Consider the following 13,766-nt stretch of genomic DNA (forward strand, 5'->3'; position numbering starts at 1 on the left):
ATGGCGACGCTTGCCCTCGATTTCCCGACACCGGTCGCGGAGCAGACGGCAGCGCCATCCGGCCGTCCGCCTGCGGGACGGCTGATCGGCTTCGCCTCGATCGCGGTGCCGATCGCCGCGGCGGGCCTGCCGCTGTCGATCTTCGTACCGCAGCTCTATGCGACGCATTACGGCATTTCGCTGGCGACGATCGGCTTCATCTTCCTGCTCGGCCGGTTGTGGGATGTGGCGTCCGACCCGATCGTCGGGGTGCTGAGCGACCGCACGCGGACCCGCTTCGGCCGCCGGCGCCCGTGGATCGCGGCCGGCGGCGTGCTGTTCGGCCTGGGATCGACCCTTTTGTTCTTCCCGCCCGCCGCCCTGGTCGGGCCGCTCTATCTCGGGCTGGTCCTGTTCGTCTTCTATCTCGGCTGGACGATGATCGAGATTCCCTTCTCCGCCTGGGCCGGGGAGATCGACCGCGATTATCACGGGCGCACCCGGGTGGTGACCTATCAGCTCACGTTGCGCTCGATCGGGCTGCTGCTGGTGCTCGTGCTGCCGACGCTGCTCGACCAGATCCGGCCGGGCGACGGCGGGCTGAAGCTGCAGGTGGTCGGCGGCTTCATCATCGCGAGCCTGATCCCAGCGCTGTTCGCCAGCCTGCTCGCCTTTCGCGAACCGCCGCTGCCGGCGGTCCCGCCGGCCCGGGCCGGCTTCTGGCGCACGACGCGGCTGATCTTCGCCGACGGGCTGCTGCTGCGCGTGCTTGCCTCGGACGTCGCCGTGACGGCGGGACAAAGCATCCGCGCCGGGCTGATCGTGTTCTTCGCGGTCTATTATATGGGCCTGCCCGCCTGGGCGAGCGGCCTGTACCTGCTGCAGTTCGTGTTCGGCGTGCTGGCCGGGCCGATCTGGCTCAGGATCGGGTACCGGCTCGGCAAGCGCGAGACGGCGATCGCCGGCGAGCTGACTCAGGCAGCGATCAACACCGCGCTGATCCTGGTCTTTCCCGGCATGCTCGGCCTGCTGATCGTGCTGACCGCGGCGCAGGGGCTGAGCCAGGGATCGGGCAATCTGATGCTGCGCGCGATGGTCGGCGATGTCGCCGACGCACACCGCGTGAGGACGGGGCATGACCGCACCGGCCTGTTCTATTCGGTGTTCAGCCTGTCCGCGAAGCTCGGCCCGGCGATCGGCATCGGCATCGCCCTGCCGCTGGTCGCGTGGTTCGGCTTCGACCCCAAGGGCGCCAGCGCGCCGGGATCGCTCGAAGCGCTGAAATACGTCTTCGCGTTCGGTCCAGCGATCGCCCACATCATCGCCGCCGCGATCATCTGGCGCTTCCCGCTCGACCGCGCCGCGCATGACGAAGTCCGCCGCGCGCTCGACGCCGCCGAGCCATCCACCGCCACGAACGCCTGAAGGAGGGAAATGCCATGACTGCCCTGATCCATCATTTCGACAATGTCGCCGACGCCGACAGCCCGCTGGAGATCGTGCCGGTCGGGGGCCGGATCGGCGCCGAGATCCGCGGCGTGCGGCTCGGCGGCGATCTCGACGATGCCGTCGTCGCGGCGGTCCGCGCCGCGCTGGTGCGGCACAAGGTGATCTTCTTTCGCGACCAGGCGCATCTCGACGACGACTCGCACGAGGCCTTTGCCGCGCGATTGGGCGAACCGCTGGCCCATCCGACCGTGCCGGTCGCGCAAGGATCGCGCTTCCTGCTCGAGCTGAATTCCAAGGAAGGCGAAGCGGCATCGGCCTGGCATACCGACATCACCTTCCTGCCGGCTTTCCCGTCGGCATCCGTGCTGCGCGCGCTGATCATCCCGCCGGCCGGCGGCGACACTTTATGGGCGAACGGCGCGACGGCCTATGCCGATCTGCCGGCGCCGCTCAAGGCCCTGGCCGAGCAGCTGCGCGCCGTGCACACCAATGCCTTCGACTATGCCGCGAGCCGGCCGGAAGCGACGGCCGAGCAGGTGAAGCGGCACCGCGACGTGTTCGCCTCGACCACCTACGAGACCGAGCATCCGGTGGTGCATATCCATCCCGAGACGCAGGAGCGCGTGTTGCTGCTCGGCAATTTCGTGAAGTCCTTCGTCGGGCTGAATCGCGACGATTTCGCCCGGCTGTTCGGCCTGCTGCAGGACCATATCACCAAGCCGGAGAACACGGTGCGCTGGCGCTGGTCGGTGGGCGACGTCGCGATCTGGGACAATCGCGCGACCCAGCACCGCGCGATCGCCGATTTCGGCAAGCAGCGCCGCCTGCTGCGCCGGGCTACGGTGGCCGGCTCCGTGCCGGTGGGCGTCGACGGCGGCGCGAGCCGGGTTGTGAAGCCCGAGCCGGAGCTGGTGGCGGCGGAGTAGAAATTTCCCTCTCCCAGCGGGAGAGGGACCGGTGAGGGGGGCATGCGCGAGTGTCGCGAACCTCACTCCCCCTCATCCGGCGCTTCGCGCCACCTTCTCCCACAGGGGGAGAAGGGAAGACGTGCATCACCTTTTCCAAGGTACCGACCATGAAACGCTATACCCTCCTCTCCGCCGCCATCGTCGCCATGGCCCCGCTGGTGCTGCTGCATGGCGGCACTGCGCCGGCGCCGCTCGACGCGGCCGAGCCGGCGGAGCCGCGGCCGAACATCCTCGTTATCGTCGCCGACGATCTCGGCTATTCCGATCTGGGGGCGTTCGGCGGGGAGATCAGCACGCCGAACCTCGATGCGATCGCCGCGCACGGGCTGAAGCTGACGGGTTTCCATGCCGCGCCGACCTGCTCCCCGACGCGGTCGATGCTGCTGAGCGGGACCGACAATCACCTCGCCGGCGTGGGCAACATGGCCGAACTGCTCGCACCGAACCAGCGGGGCCAGCGCGGTTATGAAGGGTATTTGCCGGGCGACATCGTCAGCCTGGCGGACCGGCTGCGCGACCTAGATTATGCGACGATCATGTCGGGCAAATGGCATCTCGGCACGCGCGCGGAGGACAGCCCGGCGCGCCACGGCTTCGACCAGAGCTTCGATCTCGCCCAGGGCGGCGGCAATCATTACGGGCTCGATCTCTCCAAGGCGCCGGGCGACCGGGGCACGACCTATTGGGAGAATGGCGCGCAATTGAGCACCCTGCCCGCCGGTTTCTATTCGTCCGACACCTATGCCACCAAGCTGATCGAGTTCCTCGGCAAGGCCGACAAGACCAAGCCGTTCTTCGCCTATCTGACCTTCACCGCGCCGCACTGGCCGCTGCAGGCGCCGGACGAGGATGTCGCGCGCTATCGCGGGAAATATGATGCCGGCTTCGAAGTGCTGCGCACGCAGCGGCTGGCGCGGCAGAAGAAGCTCGGGCTGATCCCGACCAATGTCGCGGCCCATCCGCTGGTGCTGAAGCCGGGCGCCGACTGGGCGAGCCTGACGCCGGAACAGAAACGCGAACAGGGCAGGGCGATGGAAATCTATGCCGCGATGGTCGACCGGATGGACCAGAATGTCGGCCGGGTGATCGCCCATCTGAAGGCGACCGGGCAATATGACAACACCATCATCCTGTTCACCGCCGATAACGGCGCCGAGGGGCTGGACGTGGCACGGGCGGAGATCCCGGGGCTGAGCGAGCGGGTGAAGGCGGCCGACAACAGCTTCGCCAATCTGGGCAAGCCGACTTCCTATATCGGCTATGGCCCGGGCTGGGCACAGGCGGCCACGGCACCGTCCTGGCTGTACAAGGGCCATGTCACCGAGGGCGGCACGCGCGTGGCCGCGTTCATCGACTGGCCCGGCGTGACCAAAAGCGGCGTTTCCGGCGCCTTCGGCACGGTGATGGACGTGGTGCCGACGCTGGTCGAGGCGGCCGGCGGCGAGTGGCGCGGCACCAGCTATGCCGGGCGTGCGGTGCAGCCGGTGCGCGGGCAGAGCTGGCTGCCCTATCTGACCGGCCGGGCCGAGCGCGTCCATGCCGCCGACGAGCTGGTCGGCAGCGAGCTGTTCGGCCGGCGGGCGATCCGCCAGGGCGACTGGAAGGCGGTCAATCTGGGCGATGGCTGGAAGCTGTTCGACGTGGCGCGCGACCCGGGCGAGACGCGCGACCTGGCGGGCCGCAACCCGAAGCGCGTCGCCGCGCTGACCGCGGCCTGGGATGCCTATGGCAAGCAGGTCGGCGTGATCATGCCGTCGACGCCGGTGGCGTTCCCATGAGCGACGAGCCTTATCGAGGACCGACATGAACGCGATTCCTCCCCATATCCCGAGTGGCGTGACGCCGATCGACAGCGTCGTTGCCGGCCTCGCGGCGGCGCGGCACGACTGGCGGGTCGCGCACCAGCGCCATGCCAATGCCGGCACGGCGCGCTTCCCGTCGCGGGTCGCGCTCGAATTCATGCTCGAGCATCTCGAAGCCGCGCTGTTTCCGCAGCGGCTCGGCCATTTCGAGGGCACGACCGAGGATGTGTTCGTCCGGCTGCGGCTCGACCAGGCGTTCGGGCTGCTCGCCGCCGAGATCGCGCGCGAACTGCGCTATTGGGAGGCGGAGACCGGCGACCGGTTCGAATGCGATCATGGCGAGACGATCGTGCGGCTGTTCGCGCTGGCGCTGCCCGAGATCCGCCGGCTGATCGACAGCGACGTCGCCGCCGCCTTCCAGGGCGATCCGGCCGCGCGCAGCGTCGACGAGATCCTGATCTGCTACCCGTGCGCGGTGGCGGTGATGTACCACAGGCTGGCGCATGTGCTGTTCGAGCTGGGCGCGCCGCTGGTCGCGCGCGTGATCTCCGAGATCGCCAACACCCGTACCGGGATCGACATCCATCCCGGCGCGACGATCGGGCCGAGCTTCTTCATCGATCATGGCACCGGCGTGGTGATCGGCGAGACCACGATCATCGGCGCGCGCGTGCGGCTGTACCAGCATGTCACGCTCGGCGCGCGCCGCCTGCCGCCGGAAGACGGGCACAGCGTGCGCGAGCGCTTCGCGCGGCACCCGATCGTCGAGGACGATGTGGTGATCTATGCCGGCGCCACGATCCTCGGCCGGGTGACGATCGGGCGCGGCGCGACGGTCGGCGGCAATGTGTGGGTGACCGAGGACGTCGCGCCGGGGGCGCTGGTGATGCAGCCGGCGGCCCTGTCCTTCGCCGCGGGCGAGGGGCCGGGGCTGTTTCCGGAGGGGTGAGAATCCCCTCCCCGTTCGGGCTGAGCTTGTCGAAGCCCTGCTCTTCCCTTGCGCGGAAGAAAGAACGGCCGTTGAGCTGCGCTCGCCCTTCGGGTCGACAAGCTCAGGGCGAACGGAGAGGGAGCGGTTTCCGGCGCGCTGCACCTATTGCGTAACCGCTCGCGAGAGCAGACATTCAAGCACGGAGAGGAGATCGCCATGGCGACCGCTTTGAACATCCAGACCGACCTGCAGGAGCGCGCTGCGTCCCGCGGGATCACGATCGCGCCGTCGACCCCGACGATCGGGGCCGAGCTGACCGGCATCGGCCTGAACCAGCCGCTCGACGACAGCGTCGCCGAGATCGTGCGCGAGGCGTGGTTGCGCCACAAGGTGATCTTCTTTCGCGACCAGGATGTGGATCATGAAAGCCATCTGCGGCTCGGCCGGCTGTTCGGCGAGCTCGAGGGCCATCCGGTGATCCCGCATGTCGAGGGCCACCCCGAGATCCTGCTGATCAAGGGCGTCGAAGGCGTGCAGCTGACGGCTGACACGGTCGCGCCGTTCAAGGCCTATAATAAGTGGCATACCGACGTAACGTTCCGGCAGCGGCCGTCGATCGCCTCCGTGCTGCGCGCCCGGCTGATCCCGCCGCTTGGCGGAGACACGATCTGGTCGGATGCGGCGGCGGCCTATGACGGGCTGCCCCAGCCAGTGAAGGAGCGCATCGCCAATCTGGACGCCGAGCACGACATCGTCGCGAGCTTCGGCGGACGGGTGAGCGAGGAGAAGCGCGCTCAGCTGGCGCGCGATTTCCCGGCGGTGACGCATCCGGTGGTGCGCACGCATACCGAGACGGGCGAGAAGATCCTCTACGTCAACTACACCTTCACGACGAAGATCCTGGGCATCCCCGAGGAGGAGAGCCGGGAGCTGCTGCGGCTGCTCTACGACCGGATCAAGGTGCCGGAATATCAGGTGCGGTTCCGCTGGACGCCCAATGCGATCGGCATCTGGGACAACCGATCCACCCAACATTATGCGGTGGGCGATTACTGGCCGGCCGACCGGGTGCTCGAGCGGGTGACGGTTTCCGGGGATGTGGTGAGTCGGTAGTTGCGATCGGGCTGCAGGAATCGCTAGATTGCCGCATGTTGATCGTCGCCATCGCGCTCGCGGCCCTGCAGGAGGCAGCATCGAAACCTGCCGGACCGCAACCCGCCCCGCAGGTGGAAAGCGATGCCGAGCCGATCGTCATCCTGTGCGATCCGCAGCATTTCCGTTTCTCGGTGAGCGCGAGCAACGCCGCCCGTTCGGCCGAAACCGGCTATCCCCGACGCACCGTGATCGATCCCGAGACGTTGTCGCAGGCCTTGCCCGGCTGGACCGGCCAGGCCGACATCCGCGGGCCGCTGATCCGCTACGTGCGCTGCGGGCCCTATAGCTTCAAGCTGCAGGGCGATGCCTATAATGCGAATGTTCAGGGCGAATCCGGCGCCTATCCCGGGTTCGCAGCGATGACCGTGATCCGGGGCAACCGGATCGTCTATCCGGAGACGGGCGAGCCGGTGCGCCTGGTGGAATGCGACCGCCTGCTGCCCCGCGCTCGCCCCTGCCCGACCGGCTACGCGATCCGGCTTGACGGCCACTATGACGCGCGGACGAAGACGCTCAACCTCAGCGAGACCAGTGCCTCCACGACCGACGACGATCCGGCGACGCGCCGGGTGACCGTGCGGCGCTTCTCAGTCGAGGAGGATCTGAGCCTGTGGCATCCCGACATGGACGATTGAGCGGCGCCTCATCCCGTCGCTGAGCCGGCCGTCCTGACGGGCTGGTGGAACGCGTAGAAGGTGAAATACAGGCCTGCCACGATGATCGGCACGCTCAGCGTCTGGCCCATGGTCAGGCCCCAGGACAGATGTTCGAGCCCGCGGTCCGGCTGGCGCACCTGTTCGAGCATGAAGCGGGCGCAGCCATAGAGCAGCAGGCCGGCGCCGAGCAGCCGCCCCGGCCGGTAGCGCGCGTCGGTGCGCCAGAACAGGAAGCCGAGCACCGCCATCATCAGCAGACCCTCGAGCCCGGCCTCGTAGAGCTGGCTCGGATGCCGCGGCAGATCGTCTCCGGCGCCGGGAAAGACCATGCCCCAGGGAAGCGACGTGGGCCGGCCCCACAGTTCACCATTCACGAAATTCGCCAGCCGCACCAGGACGAGGCCGAAGGGCGTGGCGCAGCCGATATAGTCGCACAGGCGCAGCAGGTTGACCGCGTGGCGCCGGGCGAACAGCCACAGCGCGACGACCAGGCCGATCAGGCCGCCATGGAAGGACATGCCGCCTTCCCATAGCTTCAGCACGTCGAGCGGGTGCGACCACAGCGCCGGCTGATAGAATAATGTGTAGCCGAGCCGGCCGCCGGCGATGACCCCGATCGCGACATAAGTGACGAGATCATCGACCTGCGCCGCGCGCATCGGCGCGCCCGGTTGTCGCACGAGCAGGCGCAGATACCACCAGCCCAGCAGCAGCATGGCGAGATAGCTGAGGCCGTACCAATGGACCGCGAGCGGGCCGAGATTGAACGCCACCGGCGACAGGCCGAGATCCGTCCAGTGAAGGGGTGTCGCAGCCATGGGTCTCCGCTTTCGCCGGCGGCGTTCCTAGCCGATCGGCCGAGCGGTGGCGAGACGGCCGGCGGCGGCGGCGACGGAGCTGTGGGGGGCCAGTCTGGCCAAGATTCATGCAGGGCACTGTTCCCCGGCGAAGGCCGGGGCCCAGTTGGGAAGGTCGTAATAACGAGGCGCAGCGCTTCGCCACGCTCGTCCCCCAACTGGGCCCCGGCCTTCGCCGGGGAGCAGAAGGAGCGGCGAGTATCTGTAGGGACGCCCAGGCCGCGCTCGCCCTGGCCTGCCGTTTTTGACGATCCGGGGCGGCCGTCGCTACGGTGCCGATCGCCACTGTCGGCACAGAGGAGCAGCGATGTTCGTTCCCATCCCCGTGCTGATCGCGATCGGGGTCGCGTTCCTGATACTTCTGCTCTGGGCGCTGCGCTCGTCGCGCGGGCGCGATCCGTTGATGGGGGGCGGGCAGGCGCCGCATTATCGGCCGGCGCCCGTGGTGCAGAAGGTATCGCTGGCGGCGCCCGTCGCCTTGCCGCCGGAGGTGGAGGCGCAGGTTCGCGCGCTGCTTGCTGCCGGGCGCAAGATCGAGGCGATCAAGCTGGCGCGGGATGTGACGCATCTGGGGCTGAAGGACAGCAAGGATCTGGTGGAGTCGATGGAGTGACGGATGATTCCATCACCCCTTCCCGTTCGGGCTGAGCTTGTCGGGCCGAAGGCGGCCGCAGGTCAACCCTTGCTCTTCTCTTCCACGCAGGAAAGAACAGCCGTTGAGCTACGCTCGCCCTTCGGGTCGACAAGCTCAGGGCGAACGGAATGTGGTGGTATCCGCCGCCCGGCTCAGCGTTTCGTCACCTCGGTTATAACCGCCTGCGCCTTGCCGATCGCGGCCGCGGTGGTGAGCTTGCCGGCCTGGATCTCGTCGGCAAAGCCCATCAGCCGTTCGCCCGAGGCCGATCCGGTCTCCGCCACTTCGGCGACCGACACGCCCTTGTCGCGGGCGATCGCTGCGTCCCACGCGGTGCGGACGGCGGCCCAATACTCCTTCGTCGCGGCCCAATAGGCGTCGCCGGCCTTCACGTCGTAGGCATCGTCCTTCGCATAGGTGTTGAGCACCGATTCCTGGACGAAGGGCACGATCTTGCCGTCGACCGGGCCCATCTTGATATTGTCCTGCCAGTGAATCCAGCCGGCCGGCGAGGGCGAGTGGCGGTTGATGCCGAGATAGCGATCGTAGCGCGGGTGGCGCACCGCATCGCGCCGGGCGAGAGGGCGCACCGTCCAGTTGCTGCGCCAGCGCCGCACGCCGCCGTCATCGGTCCATTCGCCCCAGCCGCCATAGCGCGGGGAATCGTCCGTCTGCCACACCGTCTGCGACCAGCGGCCCTTGCGCATCCGTTCCGGCACGGCCTCCTCGTTCCAGCGGCCGTTGCCGGCATAGACGAGCACGGCGGCTGGCTCGAAATTCCAGTCCTGCCGCCAGTGCTTGATCACCATCGTCTTGCCCTCGCTGGTGACGACCAGCAGATGTTGCAGCACGATGTGGCGGCCGCTGTCCTCGACCACGCGGACGCTTTCGTGCCCGCCCGAGATCTTGGCCGGGATCGGGGTGTAATCGGCGCGCCACGACGTGGTCTCGCGCATGTCGAAGGTGACCTTGTAATTGCCGGCCATGGCAAGGATCGCGGCGCGATCGGCATCGAAGGCAGCTTTTTCATCGACGGCCGTGCGGGCGGCGACGGGGCCGTCGGCCAAAGCGGGCGCCGCGAGCGGAAGGGTGAGCAGGCCGGCGGCAAGGGCGAGGCGGAAAGAGATGTTCATGAGCATCGGCTCCTTTTCACGATATCCCGTTTGCGGGAGAGGAAGGTCAGAATTTCGCGGTGAGCGACACGCTCGCGTTGCGGCCGGGCTGGGTATAGGCGTCCTTGACCGTGGAGCTGTCGGCGAGACCGCGTACGTCGCTCCACCAGGCATATTTCTTGTCGAAGATGTTGAAGATGCCGGCGCGCAGGGTCACGACATCGCCAAGCCGGACATAGGCGGTGGCATCGAGGATGGTGAAGCCGCCGGGGCGGAAGCAGCCCCCCACGCCGGTGCATATGCTGGCCTCGCCGGTGGTGCCGACATAGGTCGTCGCGGACAGGGATTTTTGCGCGGCATGCGTGGCGATGAGCTGTCCGCCGAACCGGCGATCGGCCGCATCATAGCCGATGCCGGCGACCAGCTTGACCGGATCGATCGTCGACAATGGCGACTTCACCCCGCCGGTGCCGGTAACCGTTCCCTTGGCATAGCTGGCCGCGAGCCTGCCGGTGAAGCCGCCGCTGCTTGCCTCGAGCTTGCCCTCGACCCCCTCGATCTTCACGCGGTTGAGGTTGATGAACTGGAACACGGCCGGATTGGCCGGGGTGAAGCTGCCGCTCACCACTTCCTGGCTGATGAAATCCTTGTAGCGTCCGGTGAAGCCGGCGATTTCGGCATTGATCGGGCCGGTGGCGACCTTGACACCGCCTTCCCAGGTCTCGCTCGTTTCCGGGCGCAGATCGGGGTTGGGAATCGACGTATAGCCTTGCCCCAGATTCTGGAAGAACTGGTTGACCTGAGTCGGTGACGGCGCCTTGAAACCGCGCGCGTAGTTGGCGAACAGGCGCACGCCCTCCACCGGCCGCGCCACCAATCCCAATTTGGGCGACAGGTGCGAGTCGCTCTGCTTCGCCGCGGCAAAGCCGGGCAACAAAGGATCGGTCTTCGGATTGAGGCTGTAATGATCGAAGCGCAGCGCCGGAAACAGCGTGACCATTCCGTCCGCGATGCCGATCTCGTCGGAGATGTAACCGCCGGCCAGCGTGTAATCCGTCACCGGGAAGGCGCGCGTCGGGAAGACGTCCGGCGCGGTCGGCACGGTGCCGTCGCGCAGGCCCTTTTGCCGGGTGACGCTGACATCGCCGCCATAGACGAGCTTGTGCGTCAGCGCGCCAGTGGCGAAATCGCTGCGCAGCTCGGCGCTGGCGCCGTAAACGCGGTTCTCGAAGGTGTTGAGCCGGGTGCGATCGGCGGAGATGTTGCGGTCCTCGGCGGTGAACTGGCGGTTCTCGCCATCCTGGTACCAGGCAGTGAGCTGGGCCGACTCGATCAGGCCGGTGCCGGTGTAGCGCCAGTCGAGCGCGACGCGGTCGCGCCGGGTGCGGTCGCGCGCCGTCAGGCCGATCACGCCGTTCGCGGGGATCGTCACTGCGTTGGAGATGCCGCTCAGCACATTGGTGCTGACCCTGCCGTCGAGATGATCATAGGTCAGCCGGATGCGGTTGGCGTCGTCCGGCGCGAAGACGATCTTGGCGAGCACGGCGTTGGAGCGCGTGTCCTGCGGGTTGGGCGCGGTGCGGCTGGCGTTGGGGGATTCGTTGCTGCCCTTGTTGTCCAGTTCGTGCCCGTCGCGGCGGGTATAGGCGACCATGCCGGACCATGCGCCGGACTCGCCTGCGACGATGCCGGTCTCCGAGAACTGGTCGTCGGCCGAATCATAGCCGGCGCGGACGATGCCCCCCACGCTCTTGCCGCCGACCAGGAAATCGCGCGGATCGCTGGTGACGAAGCTGACCGCGCCGGCCAGCCCGTCGCTGCCATAGAGCGCCGAGGCCGGGCCGCGCAGAATCTCGACCGACTTGATCGTGCCGAGATCGACATAGTCGCCGCGTCCGGCCGACTGAGCGCCGAATTCGAAGCCGTCGGGCACGCGCACGCCGTCCACCTGGATGAGCACGCGATTGCCCTCCAGCCCGCGGATGTTGAAGCCGGCATTGCCGTCACGCCCGGTGACGCCCTGCGCCGCACCGAAGCGGGTCGGCGCGCGGCGCACGCTGATGCCGGGTTCGAAGCGGACGAGATCCTTCACGTCAGTCGCGAGCTGATCGGCGATCGTCTCGGCGTCGATCACGGTGACGGTGGCGGGCGCGTCGGAGATCAGCACCGGCGTTCGCGTGGCGGTGACCGTGACGAGATCGCGGTCCTCATCGGCCGGGGGCGTGTCGGCGGCCAGGGCCGGGCTGGCGGCGAGCGCGCAGGCGAGGGCGGTGGCGGACGCGCGCAAGGCGATGCGGCGGCGTGCGGCCAGCGGCGATGGTTGACGATCGATCATGTAACCCCCGAGTCAATGTAATGCTAATGCGAGTGATTCGCGTTTGCATTGGCTAGACTTGGGGTTTCGGCGTGTCAATCGGTGCGGCCGTGGTTGTATCGCCCGCTGTCGCGGATCGCGGCTGAGCGCGCTGGGTGCATGGGATATTCAGGAGTGGAGCCAGCTATCGGCTCGGCGGCCTCCGCGATGACCGACGACGAGCTACGTGGCTCGCGCGAATCTCGGTTGGCTGTACTCCTCCCGTTCGCCCTGAGCTTGTCGAAGGGCCGTTCTTTCTTCCGCGCAGGAGAAGAACAGGGCTTCGACAAGCTCAGCCCGAACGGGGTTAGGAGCGTCTACCAAAATCGAAAAAGCGCTATGGCGCCGCGGGGCAATAGCTCTGCAGGAAGTCGGGATGGCCCGGCAGGCCGGCGACGGCAGTGGCGATGTTCGTCCGCAGACCGGCCAGCGCCTGGGCCAGATCCTGATCCGTCATCAGTGCGGGGACGCGGTGGTGGCCGCGCGGCTGAAGCCGCTGGCCCTGCAGCACCTGCACCCAGGAATCGACGCGGAACAGCTCCTCCTGCGCCTGATAGGCCATGCCGGTTTCGCGGAAGAGCGCGATGCGCTGCGCCAGCGAATCCGGGATCTCCATCGTGCGGCAGCGGCGCCAGAAGCCGGAATCGTCGCGTTCGGTCTGGTGATAATGCAGGATGATGAAATCGCGGATTCCTTCGAATTCCGTGCGCGATTTGCGGTTGAAGCGTTCGATCAGCGCATCGTGAAAACCGTCGAACGGGAAATCCTCGATCAGCCGCGTCACCGCGACCTTCATCAAGTGGATGCTGGTCGATTCGAGCGGTTCGATGAAGCCGCCGGCCAGGCCGAGGGCGACGCAGTTGCGGTTCCATGCCTTGCGCCGGGTGCCGGTGCGGAAGCGCAACAGCCAGGGTTCGGTCAGCGGCTCGCCGTCGATATCGGCCAGCAGCTTGGCATGCGCTTCGTCGGCCGACATGAAATCGCTGTTGAAGACCACGCCATTGCCTTCGCGGTGCTGCAGCGGGATGCGCCAGCGCCAGCCGGCCTCGTGCGCGATCGCCGCCGTATAAGGCTCGGGCGGGGCGACCGAGCGCGACTGGACCGCGACGGCGCTGTTGGTGCTGATCCACTGGCCCCAATCCTCGAAGCCCGTCTCGAGCGCCTGCTCGATCAGCAGCGCGCGAAAACCGGTGCAATCGAGGAACAGGTCGCCTTCGACGCGCTGACCCGATTCAAGCACGAGCGCGGCGATGGAGCCGCTTTCCGGATCGAGCTCGACCTGCTGGATCTTGCCCTCGACCCGCTTGACCCCGGCCGGCTCGGCCAGGCTGCGCAGGAAGCGAGCGTAGCGCGAGGCGTCGATGTGATAGGCATAGTTGAGCGGCGGCTGGCTTTCGGTGGAACAGCGGTTCGCCTCCCCCGCCTGCAGTTCGAAATAATAGTCCGCCAGATCCCCGCCGAAACCGCGGGATTTTGCGCTGAGCCAGAAATGGTGGAAATCCGCCATCCAGTTGGGCCGCTTGCCGGTCGTACCGAAGGAATGGATGTAGCGATCGCCGATCTCGCCCCAGTTCCGGAACTCGATGCCCAGCTTGAACGTCGCCTGGGTGGCGCTCATGAACGCGCGCTCGTTGATGCCCATGAGATCGTGGAAGGTCCGCGAGGTCGGCACGGTCGATTCGCCGACGCCGACGGTGGCGATCTCGTCCGATTCGATCAGGGTGATGTCGAGCAATGGGCCGAGATGCCGCACCAGCGCGGTGGCGGCCACCCAGCCGGCGGTGCCGCCGCCGGCCACCACGACTCGCCTGACAACCTGCTCGCCCGTGTGGATATCCGTCATGCTTCCCCGCCCGATCGCTGATATTTG

At 67.5% G+C, this 13,766-nt stretch carries 11 protein-coding genes; 7 read left to right on the forward strand and 4 right to left on the reverse strand.

All coding sequences use genetic code 11. The annotated features are described in order from the left end of the window. From U1769_RS02430 to U1769_RS02455, 6 genes are all read left to right on the forward strand, one after another. Positions 1–1,404, forward strand: a complete 1,404-nt coding sequence (locus tag U1769_RS02430) for an MFS transporter (protein WP_332711444.1) — start codon at positions 1–3, stop codon at positions 1,402–1,404. A gap of 14 nt (positions 1,405–1,418) precedes the next feature. After that, on the forward strand, positions 1,419–2,354 hold the full coding sequence (locus tag U1769_RS02435) for a TauD/TfdA dioxygenase family protein (RefSeq protein ID WP_332711446.1): 936 nt from the start codon (positions 1,419–1,421) through the stop codon (positions 2,352–2,354). A 149-nt stretch (positions 2,355–2,503) separates the two neighbouring features. Then, the gene (locus U1769_RS02440; protein WP_332711448.1) at positions 2,504–4,174 is read left to right on the forward strand and encodes an arylsulfatase; all 1,671 of its coding nucleotides are present in this window, start codon (positions 2,504–2,506) and stop codon (positions 4,172–4,174) included. A gap of 25 nt (positions 4,175–4,199) precedes the next feature. Next, positions 4,200–5,147: a serine O-acetyltransferase EpsC gene (gene epsC / locus U1769_RS02445; RefSeq protein ID WP_332711451.1), complete on the forward strand. Its 948-nt coding sequence runs from the start codon at positions 4,200–4,202 to the stop codon at positions 5,145–5,147. 198 nt (positions 5,148–5,345) lie between these two features. Further along, positions 5,346–6,242 carry a TauD/TfdA dioxygenase family protein gene (locus tag U1769_RS02450; RefSeq protein WP_332711453.1) on the forward strand — a complete coding sequence of 299 codons (897 nt, stop codon included), beginning with the start codon at positions 5,346–5,348 and terminating at the stop codon, positions 6,240–6,242. Between the two features lie 35 nt (positions 6,243–6,277). Continuing rightward, on the forward strand, positions 6,278–6,919 hold the full coding sequence (locus U1769_RS02455) for a hypothetical protein (protein ID WP_332711456.1): 642 nt from the start codon (positions 6,278–6,280) through the stop codon (positions 6,917–6,919). 8 nt (positions 6,920–6,927) lie between these two features. On the opposite strand, the gene lgt is transcribed toward U1769_RS02455, so the two are convergent. Next, the gene (gene lgt, locus U1769_RS02460; protein ID WP_332711459.1) at positions 6,928–7,758 is read right to left on the reverse strand and encodes a prolipoprotein diacylglyceryl transferase; all 831 of its coding nucleotides are present in this window, start codon (positions 7,756–7,758) and stop codon (positions 6,928–6,930) included. A gap of 346 nt (positions 7,759–8,104) precedes the next feature. Between lgt and U1769_RS02465 the strand changes: the two genes are divergently transcribed. Next, on the forward strand, positions 8,105–8,410 hold the full coding sequence (locus U1769_RS02465; RefSeq protein ID WP_332711462.1) for a ribosomal protein L7/L12: 306 nt from the start codon (positions 8,105–8,107) through the stop codon (positions 8,408–8,410). Positions 8,411–8,583: 173 nt separating this feature from the next. On the opposite strand, the gene U1769_RS02470 is transcribed toward U1769_RS02465, so the two are convergent. From U1769_RS02470 to U1769_RS02480, 3 genes are all read right to left on the reverse strand, one after another. Next, the gene (locus U1769_RS02470; protein ID WP_332711465.1) at positions 8,584–9,564 is read right to left on the reverse strand and encodes a DUF6607 family protein; all 981 of its coding nucleotides are present in this window, start codon (positions 9,562–9,564) and stop codon (positions 8,584–8,586) included. A gap of 46 nt (positions 9,565–9,610) precedes the next feature. After that, positions 9,611–11,878 (reverse strand): TonB-dependent hemoglobin/transferrin/lactoferrin family receptor, encoded by a 2,268-nt coding sequence (locus U1769_RS02475; protein WP_332711468.1) that lies wholly within the window; start codon positions 11,876–11,878, stop codon positions 9,611–9,613. A 355-nt stretch (positions 11,879–12,233) separates the two neighbouring features. Beyond that, complete coding sequence (locus U1769_RS02480) at positions 12,234–13,739, reverse strand: tryptophan halogenase family protein (RefSeq protein ID WP_332711470.1); 1,506 nt, start codon at positions 13,737–13,739, stop codon at positions 12,234–12,236. Positions 13,740–13,766 lie beyond the last annotated feature (27 nt).

The organism is Parasphingomonas zepuensis (genome assembly GCF_036663735.1).
GTDB lineage: Bacteria > Pseudomonadota > Alphaproteobacteria > Sphingomonadales > Sphingomonadaceae > Sphingomonas.